Raw genomic sequence first — 20571 nt, forward strand, 5'->3', positions numbered from 1 at the left:
ATGATTGGTGCTCCCCGGCAGTTGCGGCTGCTGAGCTACAACATCCAGGCCGGGACGACCACCGGGAAATACCGGGAGTACGTGACCCATAGCTGGCGGCAACTGTTGCCCAATCACCAGCGGGTTGCCAATCTTGACGCCATCGCCGAGCTGCTGCGCGATTACGATATTGTGGCGCTGCAGGAAGTCGATTGCGGCAGTCTGCGCTCCGGCTTTCTCAATCAGGCCAAGTACCTCGCCAGCCATGCCGGCTTTCCCTTCTGGCATTACCGGGGCAATCGCAAGGTCGGGGTCATCGCTCACGCCGGTATCGGCCTGCTCAGCCGGATCGAACCCAGCCTGGTGGAGGAACATGGCCTGCCTGGGGCCATCCCCGGCCGGGGCGCGCTGGTCGCGCGCTTCGGAGAGGGTGAGCAGGCCCTGTGGCTGATGGTGCTGCATCTGGCCCTCGGCCGGCGGGCGCGGGCCCAGCAGCTGAAGTACCTGTCCGGCCTGGTCCGGGAATATCCCAACGTGCTGGTGATGGGGGATTTCAATACCGGGCCGGGCTCGCGCGAGCTGCGCACGTTTTGTGACCACGCGGGCCTGGTTGTTCCAGCCGGCGACGTCATGACGTTTCCGTCCTGGAATCCGCAACGGTCGATCGACCACATCCTGGTCTCGCCGCGGATGGACATCGCCGAACTTGGTGCGCTGCCTATCCGATTTTCCGACCACCGCCCGCTGGCCATGCGCCTGAACCTCAACGGCGCCGTCGAACTACCAGAACATTCGGACGGCAATCAGCAGCAGTAACAAGCCGAAGATCCGGCGCAGGCCAGCGGCGGGCAGCCGATGCGCCAGCGCCACGCCCGCCGGAGCCGAGACCGCGCCGGCCATGCCGACCACCACGACGCCGGGCCAAAACAGGTAGCCCAGGCTCAGATCCAGAAGGTGCTGGTTCCAGCCGGCGATCAGGAAGCCGACCACACCACCCAGGGCGATCGGCCAACCGCAGGCAGACGCAATCGCCACGGCTTGAACCGGCGCAAAGCCGTTGCGGACGAGATAAGGTACGTTGAAGCTGCCGCCGCCGATGCCCATCAGCGCTGAAACGCCCCCGATGGCCGGACCGGCCAGCCACCAGCCCCGGGGATATGGACTGATCGGAGGCCGCGAAGGGTTGAGCGACAGGAGCATCCGAATCCCGATCAGGGCGGCCAGCAGGGCGAAGACCTTGGCAAGCAACTGGCCGGGCAGCGCCGCGGCGAAGACCGCTCCAAGCCCGGCGCCCACGGCCATGGCCGGCGCCAGGCGCGCGACTGTGGGCCAGTGGACCGCGTCGCGGCGGGCGTGGAACCAGACCGCGCTGGCCGAGGTCAGCAACATGGTCCCCAGCGAAGTCGCCACCGCGACCGGGACTGCGATCTCGACCTCCACGCCGCGGGCCCGCAGCAGAAAGCTCAGGGCCGGAACGATGACCAGGCCGCCGCCAATACCGAGCAGCCCGGCCAGCAGGCCGGCCGTCAGCCCGGTGATCAACAGCAGCAACACAAGGAGCAGCACTTGTTGGACGGTCTCTCGACGCGCGACAATACCCGTCATCTTGAAGCAGGCAACAGGCGGATGGCAAGCTGGCTGATCAGGGGCTTGACGGTGGCACTGGCCGTTGGAGCGTCGACGTGTGCCCTGGCGGATCGCGCATCCGAGCGTGAGCGCTTCATGCAGGGCTGGCAGGCGGCTGGGCGTGCCGATCATGCCGCCGTGCGGCAGGCCATAGCAGCCCTGCCGGACTACCCGCTAACGCCATACCTGGAATACGAACTCAAGCGCCAGACGCTCAATCAGATTCCGAGCGCCGAGATGAGCCGTTTTTTGGCCCGGTACCGCGACTGGTCGTTCGGCGCCGCGCTTGAAACCCGGTGGCTGAGAAGCCTCGGTGAGCGCGGCGATTACGAGCTGCTTGGCCGCTACGGCCGGGATTCGGCCGATACGGAAGTCCGCTGCTGGCTGGCGCGGGCGGATATCGCGGCCGGCCGCAGCGAAGGCTTGAGCGAACGCATCGCCCGGTTGTGGCTGGTTGGGCGCTCGCAGTCCTCGACCTGTGATCCGGCCTTCGAGTGGTGGCGGCGTCAGGGTCATCCCTCGACCGACCAGGCCTGGAGACGCTTCCGGCTGGCCCTGGACAGTGGCGAGACCGGACTGGCCCGTTACCTGCGCCGCTATCTGGATCAGGAGCAGCGCGCGTGGGCCGATCACTGGCTGGAGGTTCGGGCGCGGCCGGGCAGGCTGATTTCGCTGGCCCGACTGTGGCCCGACCGCGAGCAGTCCCGCCAGCTGGTTGCCGATACCCTGACGCGTATGGCCCGCCGTGATTGGCAGGAGGCGGAACGAGCCTGGCAGGTCTTGCGCAATCGCTTTGACTTCCCGCCCGCCACGATCGCGGCCGTTGAGCGCGAAATTGCGCTGTTCCGGGCGGTCGCACTGGATTCGCGCGCGGTCGCGGCCATCGATGCCCTGCCGGAACGGGCGCTCGATCAGCAGATGCTCGAATGGCGCGCCCGGTCGGCGATGGCCCAGGGCGAATGGGAAGAGGTGCTGGCCAGCATTCAGCGCATGCGCCTGATCGAGCAGGGGCAGTCCCGCTGGCGCTACTGGCGCGGACGGGCCCTGGCCGAACTCGGCCGGGCTGAGGCCATGCTGGCATTTGGTTCCCTGGCAGGAGAGGCCACCTATTACGGGTTTCTGGCGGCGACCTGGCTGCAGCAGGATCTCAGCCTGTGTCCGCAGGATCTTGCGGCCGATCCGGCCCGACAACGACGGCTGATGCGGGATGCGGAGTTCGAGCGGGCCATCGAGCTGTTCGAAGTCGGACTGTTCAATCACGCCCGACGCACCTGGTCCAGCGTCTGGCGGCGTCTGAGCGAAGATGAACGTCACCAGGCCGCATTGCTGGCCGCCGGCCGCGGCTGGCACGATCGTGCGATTGCCGCCCTGGGTGCGTCCGGCCTGATGCGCGCCTACCCCTGGCGTTTCCCCCTGATCGAAATCGGTCGGGTCTCAGAGCACGCGGCCCGCCGGGAAGTGGACCCGGCGCTGGTCTACGGTCTCATGCGGGCCGAGTCGGCCATGCAACCCGATGCCTTGTCGCCCGCCGGGGCACGCGGCCTGCTGCAACTCATGCCCGGCACGGCACAGGCCGTGGCGCGGCGTCACGGGCTGCCGTTCAACGGCGCTGCCGACCTGATGGATCCGGCGATCAATATTCCGCTTGGCATTGCCCATCTGGGGGAGCTGCAGCGCCGTTACGAAGGCGACTGGATCCGCGTTGCCGCCGCCTACAATGCGGGCGCGAATGCCGTAGCTCGCTGGCTGGAAGAGCGCCCGGACAGCGATCCCGACGTCTGGCTGGAGACCCTGCCGTTTTTCGAGACCCGCGACTACGTGCCCCGCGTGCTTGCCTTCGCGACCATCTACGAATGGCAGCTGGAGCGTTCACCAACGGTGCTCGCACGGTCGGTCCTCCCGCAGCAGGTCAACGGGGCGGCGACTTTTCAGTGCAGCGAGTAGCCCGCGATCGGCGTCTTGAAGGCCTGGAGGTATACCAGGTCGGAGGTTCGGTGCGCGACCGTTTGCTCGGACTGCCGGCCGGCGATCGCGACTTCGTGGTTGTTGGCGTCGGACCACAAGAGCTCGAGGATCGGGGATTCCGGCCGGTCGGTCGCGACTTTCCGGTCTTTCTGCACCCCGAAACCGGGGAAGAATATGCCCTGGCAAGAACCGAACGCAAGCAGGGTCGGGGTTATCGCGGTTTCGTGTTCCGCACCGGCTCCGGGGTCAGCCTGGAAGAAGATCTGGCCCGCCGGGATCTGACCATCAACGCCATGGCCCTGGCTCAGGATGGACGCCTGATCGATCCGTTCAACGGACGTCTGGATCTGCAGGCCGGCCGCCTGCGACATGTTTCTGAAGCCTTCCGCGAAGATCCCGTGCGCATCCTCCGTCTGGCCCGTTTTGCGACCCGCTTTGGTCACTTCGAGATCGCCCCGCGAACCCTCGAGCTCTGCCGCGAAATGGTTGCAAGCGGCGAGGTCGAGCACCTGGTCGCTGAGCGCGTATGGCAGGAAATGAGCCGGGCTCTGATGCACGAGCCGCCGTCGCGCTTTATCGACGTGTTGCGTGAGGTCGGCGCGCTGGCCGTCATCCTGCCCGAGGTCGACGCCCTGTTCGACGGAGCCGGAACGGGACGGCGCGTGCTCAGGGTCCTGGACCGTGCAGCCGAGCTTGGGGCCGAACTGCCGGTGCGGTTTGCGGTGCTGGTCGGCCGCACGGCAGAGGACGGCGGCTCGATTCGGGCGCTGTGTCAGCGCTTGCGCGTTCCCGCCGCCTGTCGCGAGCTGGCCGAAGCTTTCGGGCAGCTCCGATCAAAGGCTCACGAAGTGGCACGCCTGGATGCCGACCGCGTTCTGTCAGTGCTCGGACAGCTCGACGTTTTCCGGCGACCGGAACGTCTGCAGAGCTTTCTGCTGGCTTGCGAGGCGGACTTTACGGCGGGCTCCGACGCGCAGGCCAGCAGCTATCCCCAGGCGGAGATGTGGCGCAGGGCGGCCGCGGAGGCGCGCGCCGTGGACGCCGGGGCCCTGGCCCGAACGGGTTTGCGGGGTCAGGAAATGGCCGAGGCACTGCGGCGGAAGCGAACGGCGCGAATTGCCGATGTGCTGCCCGGGGGTGAGGTCAAAAAGTGCTGATGTATCTATGTTCCAGTAAATCGTGATAAGCCTCGGCCGGTTGCGGACGGCCAAGCAGATAGCCTTGAACAAAGTCGACCCGGCATTGGATAAGGTGACCGAGCTGGCCGCGGGTCTCTACCCCCTCGGCCAGCACTTTCATGTTGAGGCTGTGAATCAGCTCCACGATCGCGCGGGTCAGGGCCAGTTGCTGTTCATCGTGCTCGATGCCCTGGACGAAGCTGCGGTCCAGCTTGACGTAGTCGACCCGCAGCCGCTGCAGATGCGCCAGCGAACTGTAGCCGGTGCCGAAGTCGTCGAGGCTGACCTTGATGCCCTGCTCGCGCAGCCGCTGGACGGTGTCCAGGCCGGCCTCGAAATCGGTGATCGCGGCGGCCTCGGTGAGCTCCACGTCCACGTAACCCGGGCTGATGCCGCGGGTGCGGCACATCTCGACCAGTTTATCCGTTAGGGTCGGCTGCTGAAAGCGCTCGGCCGAGACATTGATCGATACGCTGACCGGGGCCAGTGCAAGATCGCCATGCCACTCGGCGAGCTGGTCCATGGCCTGGGCGAAGATCTGATCTTCCAATTCGTCCAGCACGCCCAGTGAAGCGGCATCCTGCAGGAAATGATCCGGGCCCAGGATGCCCTGCGTCGGATGATGCCAGCGCAAGAGCGCCTCGAAGCCGGCAATGCTGCGTTTGCGGATGCTGATGAGTGGCTGGAAATGCAGGACAAACTGGCCTTCCCGGCAGGCCTGACGCAGCTCCGTTTCGCGATGGACCAGATCACCTGGTCCCGAATCCATGCTGGAAGTCCGGTGTAACATCAACTCTCTGGCCTCGGGAGGCGACTGCAGCTGGGCTCGATGGGCCTGGGTGAGCAGTACGGCAGCGTCGTCGCTATGATCCGGTCCAATGCTCATGCCGCCGCTGACGCTAAGAAAGAACTCCTGTGCACCGTGATGAAACGGCAGGCGCAAACGGGCCAGGATTTTCTCGGCGTGTCCGACAGCGTCTTCGCGGCGCCGGATGTTGGGCATCAGAATGATGAAGTCGCGTTCTCCGGTTCTTCCCAGAATGAAACGCTCGGGCAGCTTTTCGCGGATGCGGCGGGTCAGGTCACGCATCATGTCTTCGGTGTGGTGCCAGCCCACCGCTTCGCTGACGGCTTTGAATCGATGGATGCCCAGCGCAAGTACGGCCACGCGACGATCCTTGCTGGCGCGGGTACGGAGGATTTCCTGGCTGAGCAGGTTCTCTACCTGGCGCTGGTTCGGCAGTCCTGTGGCCGCGTCGTGTGTGCGGAAGTACAAAAGCCGTTGTTCTGCCGACAAGGCCTTGACCTTCGCTGTACGGGCCCGTTCCTGTTCGTTTTCCAGCAGCCAGATGACGATGCTCAGACCGATGAAAGTGAGGCTCATCAGGCTGATCAGCGACAGAAAAGGGATATGAAACAAAGGCCGGACGCTGGCATCGGACGTGATGTTCAGGACACTCGAATAGAGCATGAGCAGGCCCGCGACAACAGACGCTGCCGTTCCCAGGACCGGACTGATCAGAGCTGGAAAGCGGTGTCTGACCTGGTTCATTTGCCAGCCAAGCCAGAGGAAAACAATCGCAGCAATGCCATAGGGGACCGAGACCCGGAAAAGGTTCGCCAGCAGCGGGTCGTCGGCCACTAAAAGCCGGCCTCCCCCCAATGCTGTGCCGAAGAGCACGGTCGCGCTCACCAGGAGGCGTTCGGTCCGAGGTGCCAGCGGCTGCTGCTTCAGGGCACTTTGCATGCCGATCACCAGCCAGGTTAAAAAAGCCAGCAGCGAAATGGTTTCGGCAAAGAGGAGTGCTTCGTGAGCACCGAAGAGATCGGCTTCGTTGGTCGTCAGAACCAGATTGACCGCTGACAGCCCAAGATGGAGACTCAGGGCGGTAAAGGCCAGGGCGAGCTGGCGCAGAAAATGGTGTTCCAGCGAGCGCAGGAACATCCACAGTAGCCCGGCGAGAACCAGCGCAGCCAGTCCCTGCACCAGCAACGTGGCAATGACGAACTCAGAAGGGGTCACGGGCGGTCCGCGCGCTGCATGGACGACGAGGATGATTGGCAGACACTGGCGTTTTTCTTGGATCGGACAATGCCCGCATGCTACCGGAATCAGGCGCCAAGCGGCAATTTGTCGAATCGACATCAGGTCCTTTCTTCACAAAAGTCGTTGACGCGCCGATGACCGCGTTCTGATATTCTTCGCCCGCTTCGGAAGTGGAGAGTTCCCGTGCCTTTGACCCGCCTTGGGCTGGGCAACCCTGTGGCGGTCGCCGTGGGTTGCATCCTGCTCGTGATTTTCGGCCTGATCAGTCTGAACCGATTGCCGATTCAGCTCACGCCCGATATCGACCGCCCGACGATCAGCATCAGCACCGGCTGGCGAGCGGCTGCGCCGACCGAGGTGGAGTCGGAAATTCTCGAACCGCAGGAAGACCAGCTGCGCGACGTTCCCGGCCTGCAGCGCATGACCTCGACCGCGCGCCAGGGCAGGGCCTCGATCAATCTCGAGTTTGACGTCAACGTCGATTTGAACCGCGCGCTGATCGAAGTCATCAACCGGCTCAACCAGGTGCCGCGCTATCCGGCAGACGCCAGCGAACCGACGGTGCGCGTCGGCTCCGATCAGTTCGGAGACACCATCGCCTGGTTCGCGATCCGGCCGATGCCCGAAAACAACCGGCCGATCATCGAATATCAGGATTTCGTCGATGAGGTTGTGCGTGAACGCCTGGAGCGCATCCCGGGCGTGTCTTCGGCCAACCCGCGCGGCGGGCGGCCTTTCGAAATCCGCGTCACCTTCGATCCCTTCCGCGCCGCTGCCATCGGCGTCGATCTGACCCGCATCGGGCAGCGGCTGGGCCAGAATGCCGATGTGTCCGGTGGTTTCCAGGAGGTTGGGCGACGTCAGTTCACGCTGCGCTTTGCCGGCCAGTACGAGGTCGCCGACCTGGAAAACCTGGTCCTGGACTGGCGTGACGGCAGTCCGGTGTTTCTCCGCGACGTCGCCCGGGTCGAACGCACCATGCGCGATTCCAGCGGCGTGATGACCCAGAACGGTGGCCCGTCGATTGCCATGAACGTGATCGCCGAGCCCGGGGTCAACGTGCTGGAGGTCATGGCAGACCTGAAAGCGGCGATCGAGGAGCTGCGCCAGACCCACATTGAACCGGCCGGGCTGTCCATTACCCAGGTCTCCGACGATACCATCTACATTCGCCAGTCGATATCGATGGTGGCCACCAACCTGTTGCTGGGCATGGGCCTGGCCATCGTGGTGCTGTGGTGGTTCTTCCGCAAGATGCGCGCCACGCTGATGGTCGCGCTGGCCATACCGCTGTGCCTGTGTTTCGCCTTCCTGGTGCTCGACGGGGCCGGCCGCACCCTCAACGTCATATCGCTGGCCGGGCTGGCGTTTGCCGTCGGCATGGTGCTCGATGCCGCCATCGTGGTACTGGAAAACATCGTCCGCCAGCGCGAAATGGGTCGCGCCCCGCTGGAGGCGGCCGACCGGGGGACCGGTCAGGTCTACGGTGCCCTGCTGGCTTCGACGGCGACCACGGTCGCCATCTTTGTCCCGGTGATCTTTCTGCAGGACGAGGCCGGACAGCTGTTCGCCGACCTGGCGGTGGTCATCTCTGCCGCCATCATCTGTTCCTTGCTGGTTGCGATTCTGGTCCTGCCGGCGGCCAGCTACCGGTTGCTGGGCAACGCCGAGCTCGTCGACCGCAAGGCGAACTGGTGGCAGGCGGCGACCGGCTTCATCATGCGCCTGACCGACACCCCAAAGCGGCGCTGGAGCTGGATCGGCGGCCTGACCGTGATCCCGCTGCTGATCGGCGCGCTGCTGTTGCCCCCGGCCGACTATCTGCCTGAGGGCCAGCGCAACTTCATTTTCGGCTTTATCCAGACTCCCTCGGGCATTGGCCCGGATACGGCCGAAGAGGAGCTCGTCGACGTCATCAACCAGCGCCTGATTCCGTACCTGGAAGGTGAGAAGGAACCGAAAATCCGCAACAGCTTTCTCGGGTTTTTCGGCACCGGAGCCTTTTTCGGGATTCGTGCCGAGCGCGACGAGGATGTCGATCGCCTGGTCGAGGTCGTCAACCAGGAAATCCTGACCGGGTTTCCGGACACCTTCGGCCGCGCCAACCGTTCACCCATCTTCGGTGGGCGCGGCAGCCGACGCATCGATGTCGATCTGCAGGCCGCTGATTTCGAGGAACTGCTGGAGGCCGGCCAGATCGGTTTCCGGCTGATCCAGGACGTGCTGCCCGGTGCGACGGTGCGGCCGCAACCGGGACTGGAACTCGCCGAACCCGAACTGCGCCTGGTCCCCGATGATCGCCGTATCGCCGAGCTGGGGTGGACCCGGAGCGATGTGGCCACGCTGACGAGGGCGCTGGGCAGTGGCGCTTTTCTGGGAGACTACTTCGACGGCGATCGACGGCTGGACGTGATTCTGCGCGGCGAAGAGTGGCTCACACCCGAAGAGCTGATGGGTATGCCACTGCATACCCCGTCGGGTCGCATTGCCACGCTGGGCGAGCTGACGCGCCTGGAAATGACGGCGGGGCCGAACCAGATTCGACGCGTCGATCGCAGGCGAACCTTGTCCTTGCAGGTCACGCCGCCCTCGGGAATCCCGATGGAAACCGCCCTGGAGACCCTGCGCGCGGAAGTCGACCCGCAGCTGCGTGCGGCCTTGCCGGCCGACGGCGTCATCACCTACCGCGGCACGGCCGAGGCGCTGGGCGAGACGCTGCGCGCACTCGGCGGCAGCTTCCTGCTGGCGATCGTGATTCTCTACCTGCTGATCTCGGCCCTGTTCAGATCGTTCCGGGATTCCATCCTTGTGCTCATGACCATTCCGATGGCGACGGTCGGCGGCATTATTGCCTTGCGCATTACCGGCATGCTGACCGGCCAGGCGATGGACATGCTGACCATGATCGGCTTCGTGATCCTTCTGGGACTGGTGGTCAACAACGCCATCCTGCTGGTCTATCGAGCGCGCGATGGGGAGCGCGACGGCCTGACCCGCCGCGAGGCGGTGGAGACGGCGGTGCGCCTGCGCCTGCGACCGATCCTGATGAGTACCTTTACCAGCCTGTTCGGCATGCTGCCGCTGCTGCTGCTGCCGGGTGCCGGCACCGAGCTCTACCGCGGGCTGGCTGCCGTGATCGTCGGCGGCATGGCGCTGAGCACCTTGTTCACCCTGATCCTGTTGCCCAGCCTGTTGCGGGTCAACGAAGAAAACGTTCGGGCACCTGCTTCGGAAGTGGTCCCGGCATGAGGACGTTCGGTATGAAAATGTTTGTGCAAGTTTTGACGCTGCTGGCGTTGCTGGTGCCGGTGGCTCAGGCCCAGTTCGGCGGCGCCTCGCCGGTGGAACTGAGCGAGGCGCGGGTCACCATGATGGCGCCGACCATGCAGGTCGCCGGCACGGTGGTCTCGCGTTCGGACGCCTCCTTGGCGGCCGAGGTCGAAGGCCGCCTGATCGAGGTGGCTGACGTGGGAACGCGGGTCGAGGCCGGCGACGTGATCGCGCGCATCGAGGACACCCCGCTGCGCCTGCGGGCTCAGGAGCTGGCCGCCGAAATCACTCGCGCCCAGGCTCGGCTGCGGTTTCTCGAGGCGGAACTGGTTCGCTTCGAGCGCCTGGCCGAAACCAACCTGGCCGCCGTCAGCCAAATCGAACAGACCCGTTCCGAGCGTGACGTGGCGACCAGCGATCTGACCGTTGTGCGCAGTCGCCTGGAGCAGATTGAAGATCAGCTGGAGCGCACTCGAATCACCGCGCCGTTTCCCGGTGTTGTTGTTGAACGGGTGGCTCAGGCCGGCGAACGGGTCGCGGTCGGCACCCGCGTGGTTCGCCTGGTGGATCCGGCCAGTCTGGAAGTCGTGGCTCGCGCGCCCCTGAGCTATTACCGCTACGTCGAGCCGGGAGATGAGCTCGGGCTGAACTTCGCAGACGAAGAGCTGATCGCGCCGGTTCGCACCGTGGTCAGCGTCGGCGACGAATCCCGCCACGTCTTCGAGCTGAGGCTGGACCTGGCCGAATCCTTGCCGGTCGGCCAGACCGTCAGGGTCACCGTCCCGACGGCAAACGTTCGCGAGGTACTGGCCGTGCCGCGCGATGCGCTGGTGCTGCGCGGTGACGGCATCGCCGTGTTCATCGTCGACGAAGACAACACCGCGCGCCGCATCCGGGTCACGACCGGCATTGGCGCCGGCGACTGGATCGAGGTCTCCGGCCCGATTCAGGCCGGTGATCGGGTCGTCATTCGTGGCAACGAGCGCCTGCGGCCTGGGCAGGAAGTCAGCGTTCAGGGTTAATCACACCCCCAGCGAGCGGCCGGCGCGTCCGCCCTGCGACGGTCTGTCGTCCTCGAGGCACGACGTTTCGCAGCGCTGGCCCATCGCGGGCCATGGGTTCAATTTCCCCGCCAGATCATGGTGATCACCGGCATCGCTAGGGGCGAGAGCATCAGGCTTTCCAGCGCCGGCTCGGATTGCAGCATTTCAGCGCAGGTCGAATTCATCTGCTCTTGCGTGCCTGGATCACCCAGGGCAATGATAAGCGCGCCGGCGCTCAGACGCCGGGTGGTCGACAGGACGTCATCGCTCCACTGGGCGCCGCAAACCACGGCGGCATCGAAGCCGGTTCCGATCTCGGCGTCGACTGTGAGCGACTGTCGACGTAGCACCCAGTCCAGACCGGCATCGGCCAGCAGCTTGAGGGTGTGCTCCCGAGGTCGCTGCCCGGCGGCGTGGATGCGGCCAGTCTGACCAATGCTTACGGCTGCCGCAGCCATCAGCAGGACGCCGTCGTCGCTGTGACCGTTCATCAGGACCTTCCGGGGCTGGCGAGTACGCAACAGCCAGTAGACCCAGCTCAGGCGCTCGATATCGCAGACCGAGGCGGTGCTCAAGCGCTCGCTGAGCGTGCGGCGCAGGCGCGGGTCGGCCCGTGTGAGGATGACCTGTTCGGCAGGCGCTGAAGATCTTTGAGACCAAAGCATTTGCATTCCTTGAGGCTGTGCCGGTACGGATGTTTCCGGCTCAAGGCTGCAAGCTATCATAGAATGGTTCTTAAATACAAATGATTCGTATTTATTGACTGTTTTGTTCCGGGCTGATTGCCGCACCGGTCGCCAGTGGCGACGACCTGATCAATATCCTTTTCCTCCGGCAACGGCGAAGACTGTTTGCCGACCATCGTCGACCAGCCGCACGCGGCAGCCGTAGAGCCGACTCAGATTCTCGGCGGTCAGCAATTGTTCGGTCGGTCCGGCGGACCATTCTCCGCGACCATACAACAAGACAATATGGGTGCAGTAGCAGGTCGCCAGGTTGACCTCATGCAAGGCCATGATCGCGCCCTTGTTTTGCGCTCGAACGCGACCGACGAGCACGTCGAGGATCCCGACCTGGTTGGCGGGGTCCAGGTGATTGGTTGGTTCGTCGAGCAGCAGGACCTTCGGATCCTGGACCAGCAGGGTCGCCAGGGCCAGCCTTCGGGATTCGCCGCCGGATAGTTCCATGCAACTGCGGTCGGCCAACTCAAGCAGACCGAGATCGGTCAGGGCCTGACGCGCCATCGCCCGGTCGGCGCCTGACTCGCGCGACCAGGCTTTCAGGTAGGGATGGCGACCGACCAGGGCGGTTTCCTCGCAGCTGGCATCGAAGGCGTAACGGGTGTGCTGGGTGAGCATGCCCAGTCGTCGGGCAATCGCCCGACGTGGTTGCGCGACCAGCGCCTGCCCGTCCAGACGGATCTCGCCGCTGGCGGCCGGATGAAGTCCGGCCAGGGTCCTGAGCAGCGTGGTCTTGCCGACACCGTTTGGACCCAGCAAACCCCAGAATTCACCGGGGCGCACGGCCAGCGAGAGATCTTCAGCGACCCGGACCTGGCCGATGCTGACCGAAAGGCCCTTGGCCTCGAGCAGGGTGTTGTCAGCGCTGGCACCCATCAGCGAATTTTGACGGCCCGATGGAGCAGGAGCAGGAACAGCGGCACGCCGATCAGCGCCGTCAGGACGCCGACCGGCATCTGGCGTGGTCCGAAGGCGCTGCGCGCGATCGTGTCGGCGACGACCAGAAACGCGCCGCCGAACAGCGCCGCGGCGGGCAGCAGCCGGCGATGATCCGAGCCCACGATCAGGCGCATCAGGTGGGGCACGATCAGGCCGATGAAGCCGATGGCCCCGGCCAGCGATACCGCCAGCGCGGTCAGCAGGGAAGCGGCTACATAAATTTCCCAGAATCGCTGGCGGGTGGCTTCCCCCAGCAGCGCCGCCTGCAGCTGACCGCCGGCCATGACGTTGAGGCTGCGCGCGCGCAGCCACAAAAGCCCCAGGCCCAGCGCCAGCGGCAGCAGCCACCAGGTCGACAGGCTGGCATAGCTCAGGTCACCCATGAGCCAGAACAGCATGCTTCGGAGCGAGGCATCCGGACCCAGCGCCAGAATCAGCGAGATCAGCGCGCCCCAGCCGCTGGCCAGCACCACGCCGGTCAGCAGCACCCGGGTCGTGCTCCAGGGTCCGCTGCCGCGCGCCAGCACGAAGACCACGATCATGGTCAGCAATGCACCAGCGAAAGCCAGTAGGGGCACCGGCAGAAAGCTCAGTCCCAGGGTCATGCCCAGCAAGGCAAACACGGCCGCGCCCCCGGACAGCCCGAGCACATAAGGGTCGGCCAGCGGGTTGCGCAGCAGCACCTGCATCAGGCAACCGGCCACAGCCAGCAGGCACCCGGTCACCAGCGCGGCCATCGCCCGCGGCAGGCGCAGTTCCAGCACCACGCGGGTCATGGCCGCATCCGCTTCCCACGGCCAGGCCCAGCCCGAGCTACCCCAGCAGACCGCGAGCAACAGGCTGGCCGGTACCAGCGCGATCAGGGCAAGCCAGAGGGCAGGGTGACGCATGGCTGACAATCGGGGCGGGAATTGATTACCATTCGGGTAGATTCTATTTTGCGGCACGGTATCACAGCCGGTTCGCGACAAGCGATAACAATGATCGACCCGGACGGTTTTCGCCCCAACGTGGGCATCGTGCTGGCGCGGGATGATGGTCGAGTGTTCTGGGCCCGGCGGGCCGGGCAGGACGGCTGGCAATTCCCGCAAGGCGGCATGAACACAGATGAAACGCCGATCGAGGCGATGTACCGCGAACTCGGCGAAGAGACCGGTTTGCTGCCGGAACACGTTCGCGTGCTCGGTGCCACCCCCGGCTGGCTGCGTTACCGGCTGCCCCGACGTTATCGCAGGCGCCATCAGCGGCCGGTCTGCATCGGCCAGAAGCAGGTCTGGTTCCTGCTACACTTTCTGGCCGATGACGCCGTTTTTCGACTCGACGCCGTCGATCATCCTGAGTTCGACCTCTTTCGTTGGGTGGACTTCTGGTACCCGGCGCGCAACGTGATTTCGTTCAAGCGTCGGGTCTATGCGCGCGCGCTGAAGCATTTCGAACCGCTACTGCCGAATATGGCCAACAAAGCGGACGTGAACGGCGGCTAGGCTTCTGCTCGTTCTCGCCTTGTATTTCGAACCTTGAATCCTGGAGTAGCTTGACCGGATGGATCTGATCGGCGCCGCTATTTTGCTGTTCGTGGTCATGGACCCGCTGGGCAACATCCCCATCTTTCTGGCGGTGCTCGACAAGGTGCCGGCAGAACGCCGCTACCGCGTGCTGATTCGCGAGCTGATCCTGGCCCTGATCCTGCTGCTGCTGTTTCTGTTTGCAGGCAAGTACGTGCTGGCGTTTCTGGGCTTGAGCGAGGCCTCGATCAGCGTGGCAGGCGGCATTATCCTGTTTCTGATCGCGGTGAAAATGATCTTTCCGGTGCCGCGCTCGATGCGCGACGACTACGACGATGACCACGACGAGCCTTTCCTCGTGCCGCTGGCGGTTCCCATGATTGCCGGGCCCAGCGCGATGGCGATCCTGCTGCTGCTGGCCACCGGCGAGCCGGGACGACTCGCGATCTGGACGGTGGCGGTGCTGCTGGCCTGGGGGGCAACCGCGGTGATTTTGTTGGCCGCCCCGTTACTCAAGCGATTGCTGGGACAGCGCGGACTGATCGCCACCGAACGCCTGATGGGCATGCTGCTGGTCGCCATTTCCGTGCAGATGTTTCTGGAAGGCGTCGGCCAATTCCTCGGAGTGAGAGCCATTTCATGAGATTCTGGATACTTTTGTGCTTGTCCGCTTTGCTGACCGTCCCGGCGGTGGCCGATATCTTTAGTGCGGACGATCTGGCGGTCGCCCGCGAGCTGCGCGAGCAGGCCCTGGCCGGTGACGGCGGTTATGAAATCGTGGCCGACCTGACCACCCGCATCGGCCCGCGTCTGGCCGGCAGCGAGGCCGATCCGCGCGCCGTCGCCTGGGCCGAGCGATTGCTGACGGAGATGGGTTTCGATCGGGTCTGGCTGGAGCCTGCGACCTTCCCGACCTGGCACCGCAACCTGGAGCGGGCGCAGATTACCGAGCCGGTGGCCTTCGACATGGTCACCCTGGCGCTCGGTTTCTCTCCGGCCACACCGGCTGGCGGACTGGAGGGCGAAGTCGTCATGTTCGATGATCTCGCCGCCCTGGAGGCCGCCGAGCCGGCCGAGGTCAAGGGTCGAATCGTGTTCATCCGCAATCGTATGCGCGCCGCGCGTGATGGCTCCGGCTACGGTCCCGCCGTGCAGGCGCGCTCGATCGGGGCGCGGGTGGCGGCTTCCAAGGGCGGACTGGCCCTGATGATCCGCTCCATCGGAACCTCTTCGAACCGCTTTGCCCACACCGGAACCCAGCGTTTCGACGCCGATACCCGGGCGCTGCCCGCCGTGGCCATCTCCAATCCCGACGCCGATCGCCTGGAGCGCCTGATCGCCATGGGCGAGCCGGTTCGGGCCGAGATCGAGGTCGATGCCGAGTTCATCGAGGCCTATACCTCGCACAACGTCATCGCCGAGATCACCGGTTCGAAATACCCGGAACAGATCGTCGCTCTGGGCGCGCACCTGGATTCCTGGGACGTGGGCACCGGCGCGCTCGACGACGGCGCCGGCATCGCCATCGTCACCGAGGCCGGGCGCCTGATCCTGGACCTCGAGCAGCGCCCTGATCGCTCCATCCAGATCATCTACTTCGCGGCCGAGGAAATCGGACTGTGGGGCGGCCGGGCCTGGGCCGAGGCCAACGCCGACAATTTCCACAATATCCAGGTCGGCGCCGAGTCCGATTTCGGTGCCGGACCGATCTACGAGATTGCCGCGCGCGTCAGCGACCAGGCCTGGCCGGTGATCAAGGCCATACAGGCCGAGCTTGCTCCGCTGGGCATCGAGCTGGGCGATCGCCGCGCCTCCGGCGGCCCGGACTTTATCCCGGCCGCGCCCTACGGCATGGCCGCCATCGACCTGCGCCAGGACGGCCTGCATTACTTCGACTACCACCATACCGAAAACGACACCCTGGACAAGATCAATCCCGAAGAACTGGCCCAGAACGCGGCCGCTTATGCCGTGCTGGCCTGGCTTTCAGCCCAGTCCCCGATCGACTTTGGTTCCGGTGAAACGCTGTTGGATGAGGAGGCGGCGCGCGCCGCTGAGTGATGGCCAGGCAACTGCTCAATCTGCGCCACGTCAGTGATGAGGAAGCCCACGAAGTGGCCGAACTGATGGACGAGCACGGCATCGAGCATTACTCGACCCCGCCCGGTTCGTTCGGCGTCAGCGCGGGCGGTATCTGGCTGCGTGACGAGGAAGACTATCCGCGCGCCCGGGCGCTGCTGGACGACTATCAGGCCCAACGCAGTCTGCGCGTGCGCGCGGAACTGGACCAGGCCCGCAGGGAGGGCCGCGCCGAAACCTTCTGGACCACCCTGTACCGTCATCCCGTGCGCACCGTCGTCTACCTGGCGCTGGCCGGCTTCATCCTGATGATTTTCTTCGCGCCGGTCGTTCAGCTGGGCCGCAGCGGGTAGGCTCGCAGCCGGCCGCCAACGCACTCAGCGTGCCTTGTCGGCGGCCTTGGCCACTTCAGCGGCATCTTCGGCCAGCTCCATCCGCACCAGGCCGGTGATCAGACGCGGAAACTCGGACTTCTCGACCAGCTCCGAAAGGGCCTCGGCGCTGTCGGGCAGGCCGAGTCGGCGGGCCCCTTGCAGCGCTTTTTTGTCGGCGAACGGCGCCAGTTCCGGCCACGCGGTCTGGGCTTCGCGAAAGAAGATGTCGACGCCGACATCGCCAATCCCCTTGAATTCGGTGAGCAGGCGGCGCTCGGCGGCCGGTTTGTGCTCGCCGGCCGAGCGCAGGCGCCGCAAATCGCCGCCGTATTGGTCGACCAGCCGCCGCGCGGTGTCTTCGAGCATGGTCGAGGTGCGTTCATCGAAACGGGCATAGCCGGCCTGGTTGAGCGTCTGGACCCGCCTGGCCCATGGTGCGGCGGCCAGTTTGGCCGGCGTTGTCCAGCCCTGGTCGAGGAGGGCGCGCATGGCCTGAACGGCGAGATCGGCGCTGATTCGGGCGCTGAACAGCAAGGCCAGGCACAATGCCTGAAACAGGGCGGCCGGGGTGTTGTTCTCGACCTCGATGCCCAGTTGCTCACAATAGGTCTGGCCGTGGCGGGCAAGCAGGGCCTCAATCCGGCGCTGGTGCGAACGATGGTCGGTCATGCCGCGACTCCTGTGGCGGACGATTCGATCACAGCCTAGCAGGCAGCGGCCACGGCCTGCCGCGAGAGCGCCCCAAATCGGTCGGGTTTTCTCTGCACTGCGGCTTGCCGGGCAGATCGCAATATCGGATATCGGTTTCACGGAATGAGCGCGCTGAACTTCCATCACGTCGTTGGCATTGACGATGCGCCCTTCGCGCGCAACCACCGCGGCGACGTGATGATCGTGGGTGCGGTGTTTGCGGGTGCCCGGCTGGAGGGTGTGCTCAGCGCAACGGTACGGCGCGACGGCGCCAATGCCACCAACCGGATCGCGGCCATGTTGAGTCGCTGCCGTTTCTTGCCCCAACTTGAGGCGGTGATGCTGCAGGGCATTGCGGTGGCCGGCTTCAACGTCATCGACATTCACCGGCTGGCCGCCGAGTTGGAGCGGCCGGTGCTGGTGGTGGCACGCAAATCGCCGGACCTGGACGCGATTCGCGATGCCTTGTTGCACAAGGTCCCGGGGGGCGCGCGCAAGTGGCGCCTGATCGAACGCGCCGGGCCGATGGAGCCGGTGGCGAAGCTTTGGGTCCAGCGCGCGGGCTTGAGCACGGACCAGGCGCGCTGTCTGATCCGGCATCACGCCCGGGCCGGTCTGCTCCCCGAACCGCTGCGCACGGCCCATCTGATCGCCGGCGGCGTGACCACTGGGGAATCCCGCCAGCGGGCTTGAGCACCGCCCTGGCGCCTGGCGACCCAAACGTCGGCCGCGTGCGTCAAGGCCGAGGGTCTCGGGCCCGGAAATCAGGGCGATGTCTTACACTGGAACCGGATCAAGCGCTCTTACGGCCTCTGCTCGAGGCGCGCATGCAGGGCCGCCGGCGCCGGGCAGGCTCGCAGAGACCGCCACATGGAGATCGATATGGGACACGGCAAGAGAAAGTTCGTCGTTATCGGCCTGGATATCCTGGGCAGCACGGTGGCCCGTGAACTGGCCAGCTTCGGCAACCACGTACTCGGCATCTGCACCGACGAAGATCGCGTCAACGAACTGGCCGATTGCTTAAGCGAGGCGGTCATCGCCGATGCCCGGGATGCCGACGCGCTGCGCGAGGCGGGGGTGGACCAGTACGACGTCGCGGTGGTGGCGATCAAGAACCTGGAAGCCAACATTCTTGCCGCCATGAACACCAAGCTGCTGGGCGTTTCCGAAGTCTGGGCGAAGGCCAGCACCCGGGTCCACCACGCCATCCTGACCCGCCTTGACGTGGACCGCGTCATCCATCCCGAGCAGGAAGTCGGCCGGCACATCGCCCAGATGCTGCACAACCCGCAGGTGCGCGACTACATCAGGGTCGGCGAACACACCCATGTGGTTGATTTCGCGGTGCCGGAAAAGCTGGCCGATCATCCGCTGGCCGACCTCAAGCTCCAAGATCGTTTCGAGATCCGTTGCCTGGGCCTGGTGCGCGGTCCGGACTACATCGGCGCCGACGCCGACGTTCGCCTGCAGCGCGACGACAAACTGCTGCTGCTGGGGCATCGCAAGAGCCTGTTCAAGTTCACCGAAAGCATCTGAAGCGCGATTAGCGTGCGCACCGGGCGGCTAACGGGCAAGGGCAACCGCAGTATCGGCATTCCGCCGCCGCTGGTGCTGGCCCTGGTGTACGCGCTGTTGATGATGGGCGGCGCCGCGCTGCTGATGCTGCCGGTCGCTTCGACCCAGGCGCTGGACTGGTCACAGGCGCTGTTTACCGCCGTTTCGGCGGTCACGGTGACCGGCCTGGTCGTGGTCGATACCGGCTCTGCCTACACCGTTTTCGGCCAGGCCGTGATCCTGGTGCTGATCCAGCTCGGCGGGCTGGGGATCATGACCTTTGCGGTCCTGGTCCTGGCCATGCTGGGCCAGTCGGTGGGCCTGCAGGGCAGGGTCTATCTGCGCGATGAGCTCAGCCAGACCTCGCTGGCCCACCTGCTGTGGCTGGTGTGGGTCATTTTTCGGGTGGTGCTGGCCTGCGAGCTGCTCGGCGCGGCCGCCCTGGCGGTGATTTTCGTGCCCGAGTTCGGCTGGCGCGAAGGGCTGTGGCAGGCCCTGTTCCACGCCGTTTCCGCGTTCAACAACGCCGGCTTTGGTCTTTTCCCCGACAGCCTGTCGCGCTGGGCCACGCATCCGCTGATGAACCTGGTCGTTCCTGTCCTGATCGTGATCGGGGGGCTGGGCTTCAGCGTCATCGCCGACGTCTACCGGCAGCGACGCTGGCAGGGGTTTTCCCTGCACACCCGGCTGATGCTGAGCGGCACGGCGGTGATTTTGCCGCTGAGTGTCGTGGCGGTCGCTGCGCTGGAGTGGACCAACCCCGAAACCCTGGGCCAGTTTGCCGGGTGGACGGAGCGCGGGATGGCAGCGTGGTTCCAGGCCGTGACCCCGCGCACAGCCGGGTTCAACACGGTCGATATTTCAGGCCTGCGGGATTCGACCTCGGTGCTGTTTCTGGGCCTGATGTTCGTCGGCGCCGGCAGTACTTCGACCGCCGGCGGGATCAAGCTGACCACCCTGGTCGTGCTGCTGCTGGCCGTGGCTGCGTTTGTGCGTCGGCGCTCCGAGCTCGACGTCTTCGGCCGCACCCTGGCCCATGCCCAGGTCATGAAGCTGTGGGTGGTCAGCCTGCTGGCGCTGCTGGCCGTCGGCTTCGGGGTGTTCGTTATCACCCTGACTAACGGCGGTGACTTTCTCGACTATTTGTTCGAAGCGGTCTCGGCTTTCGGCACCGTCGGCCTGTCGCGCGGCGTGACCGCCGAGCTCGACCCGCTGGGTCAGACCGCGCTGATGGCGCTGATGTTCATCGGCCGCGTTGGCCCGCTGGCCCTGGGCCTGTTCCTGGCCACCCGCACCGTGCCACGTGTGCGCTACCCGGCAGGTGAGGTCTATATCGGCTGATCTTCTGCGCGCCGGGCCCTGGCCGCTGTTGACCGCCATCGGTCTGGACAAGCGCATGGCGCCCCGAACAGCTCGTGAAAGGCGTTCGCAGGTGTTTTGCATCGACGCTGATCCGACTGAGCACGGACAGGGGATTGATCGGCCTGAAGCCGTTGCATGGCCATTGAACTCCTGTCCCTGAGTCTGTCCCAGCTTGTGAACGCAATGCGTCAGCCGACAATGGCAGACAAGGGTTCTG

At 65.3% G+C, this 20571-nt stretch carries 18 protein-coding genes; 12 read left to right on the forward strand and 6 right to left on the reverse strand.

What is annotated here, in order from left to right; all coding sequences use genetic code 11:
• Complete coding sequence (locus G3I74_RS08815) at nt 1–795, forward strand: endonuclease/exonuclease/phosphatase family protein (protein WP_164211234.1); 795 nt, start codon at nt 1–3, stop codon at nt 793–795.
• On the opposite strand, the gene G3I74_RS08820 is transcribed toward G3I74_RS08815, so the two are convergent.
• Entirely contained in the window at nt 760–1584 is an 825-nt protein-coding gene (locus G3I74_RS08820) for a sulfite exporter TauE/SafE family protein (RefSeq protein WP_164211235.1), read from the reverse strand. The two genes, G3I74_RS08815 and G3I74_RS08820, sit on opposite strands and share 36 nt — an antisense overlap.
• 21 nt (nt 1585–1605) lie before the next feature.
• Between G3I74_RS08820 and G3I74_RS08825 the strand changes: the two genes are divergently transcribed.
• Both G3I74_RS08825 and G3I74_RS08830 read left to right on the forward strand, forming a co-directional pair.
• The gene (locus tag G3I74_RS08825) at nt 1606–3549 is read left to right on the forward strand and encodes a transglycosylase SLT domain-containing protein (RefSeq protein ID WP_164211236.1); all 1944 of its coding nucleotides are present in this window, start codon (nt 1606–1608) and stop codon (nt 3547–3549) included.
• Nucleotides 3550–3572: 23 nt separating this feature from the next.
• Nucleotides 3573–4727 (forward strand): multifunctional CCA addition/repair protein, encoded by a 1155-nt coding sequence (locus G3I74_RS08830; protein ID WP_164211634.1) that lies wholly within the window; start codon nt 3573–3575, stop codon nt 4725–4727.
• Here G3I74_RS08830 and G3I74_RS08835 read toward each other — a convergent pair.
• Nucleotides 4714–6771 (reverse strand): EAL domain-containing protein, encoded by a 2058-nt coding sequence (locus G3I74_RS08835; RefSeq protein WP_164211237.1) that lies wholly within the window; start codon nt 6769–6771, stop codon nt 4714–4716. The genes G3I74_RS08830 and G3I74_RS08835 overlap by 14 nt on opposite strands.
• Before the next feature lie 207 nt (nt 6772–6978).
• Between G3I74_RS08835 and G3I74_RS08840 the strand changes: the two genes are divergently transcribed.
• Nucleotides 6979–10044: an efflux RND transporter permease subunit gene (locus G3I74_RS08840; protein ID WP_164211238.1), complete on the forward strand. Its 3066-nt coding sequence runs from the start codon at nt 6979–6981 to the stop codon at nt 10042–10044.
• Nucleotides 10045–10055: 11 nt separating this feature from the next.
• Entirely contained in the window at nt 10056–11087 is a 1032-nt protein-coding gene (locus G3I74_RS08845) for an efflux RND transporter periplasmic adaptor subunit (protein WP_164211239.1), read from the forward strand.
• Nucleotides 11088–11185: 98 nt separating this feature from the next.
• Here G3I74_RS08845 and G3I74_RS08850 read toward each other — a convergent pair whose 3' ends face one another.
• The 3 genes from G3I74_RS08850 to G3I74_RS08860 form a co-directional block, all read right to left on the reverse strand.
• Entirely contained in the window at nt 11186–11773 is a 588-nt protein-coding gene (locus G3I74_RS08850) for a hypothetical protein (protein WP_164211240.1), read from the reverse strand.
• Nucleotides 11774–11923: 150 nt separating this feature from the next.
• A complete protein-coding gene (locus tag G3I74_RS08855; RefSeq protein WP_164211241.1) occupies nt 11924–12724 on the reverse strand; it encodes an ABC transporter ATP-binding protein in 801 nt (266 codons plus the stop codon).
• The gene (locus tag G3I74_RS08860; protein WP_164211242.1) at nt 12724–13677 is read right to left on the reverse strand and encodes a FecCD family ABC transporter permease; all 954 of its coding nucleotides are present in this window, start codon (nt 13675–13677) and stop codon (nt 12724–12726) included. Before G3I74_RS08860 ends, G3I74_RS08855 begins: the two co-directional genes overlap by 1 nt.
• A gap of 90 nt (nt 13678–13767) precedes the next feature.
• On the opposite strand from G3I74_RS08860, the gene G3I74_RS08865 reads away from it, so the two are divergent.
• The 4 genes from G3I74_RS08865 to G3I74_RS08880 are packed head-to-tail and all read left to right on the forward strand — an operon-like array spanning nt 13768 to nt 16724.
• A complete protein-coding gene (locus G3I74_RS08865) occupies nt 13768–14271 on the forward strand; it encodes an RNA pyrophosphohydrolase (protein ID WP_164211243.1) in 504 nt (167 codons plus the stop codon).
• A gap of 58 nt (nt 14272–14329) precedes the next feature.
• On the forward strand, nt 14330–14935 hold the full coding sequence (locus G3I74_RS08870) for a YhgN family NAAT transporter (RefSeq protein ID WP_164211244.1): 606 nt from the start codon (nt 14330–14332) through the stop codon (nt 14933–14935).
• Entirely contained in the window at nt 14932–16353 is a 1422-nt protein-coding gene (locus tag G3I74_RS08875) for a M28 family peptidase (protein WP_164211245.1), read from the forward strand. The genes G3I74_RS08870 and G3I74_RS08875 overlap by 4 nt, the downstream gene beginning before the upstream one ends.
• Nucleotides 16353–16724 carry a DUF6164 family protein gene (locus tag G3I74_RS08880; protein WP_164211246.1) on the forward strand — a complete coding sequence of 124 codons (372 nt, stop codon included), beginning with the start codon at nt 16353–16355 and terminating at the stop codon, nt 16722–16724. Before G3I74_RS08875 ends, G3I74_RS08880 begins: the two co-directional genes overlap by 1 nt.
• A 24-nt stretch (nt 16725–16748) precedes the next feature.
• Here G3I74_RS08880 and G3I74_RS08885 read toward each other — a convergent pair whose 3' ends face one another.
• Nucleotides 16749–17414 (reverse strand): hypothetical protein, encoded by a 666-nt coding sequence (locus G3I74_RS08885; RefSeq protein WP_164211247.1) that lies wholly within the window; start codon nt 17412–17414, stop codon nt 16749–16751.
• A gap of 144 nt (nt 17415–17558) precedes the next feature.
• On the opposite strand from G3I74_RS08885, the gene G3I74_RS08890 reads away from it, so the two are divergent.
• From G3I74_RS08890 to G3I74_RS08900, 3 genes are all read left to right on the forward strand, one after another.
• Nucleotides 17559–18128, forward strand: a complete 570-nt coding sequence (locus G3I74_RS08890; protein WP_164211248.1) for an endonuclease dU — start codon at nt 17559–17561, stop codon at nt 18126–18128.
• A 177-nt stretch (nt 18129–18305) separates the two neighbouring features.
• On the forward strand, nt 18306–18974 hold the full coding sequence (locus tag G3I74_RS08895) for a potassium channel family protein (protein WP_203594646.1): 669 nt from the start codon (nt 18306–18308) through the stop codon (nt 18972–18974).
• 12 nt (nt 18975–18986) lie between these two features.
• A complete protein-coding gene (locus tag G3I74_RS08900; protein ID WP_338063086.1) occupies nt 18987–20333 on the forward strand; it encodes a TrkH family potassium uptake protein in 1347 nt (448 codons plus the stop codon).
• Nucleotides 20334–20571 lie beyond the last annotated feature (238 nt).

It is taken from the genome of Wenzhouxiangella limi, from assembly GCF_010499265.1.
Taxonomy (GTDB): domain Bacteria; phylum Pseudomonadota; class Gammaproteobacteria; order Xanthomonadales; family Wenzhouxiangellaceae; genus Wenzhouxiangella; species Wenzhouxiangella limi.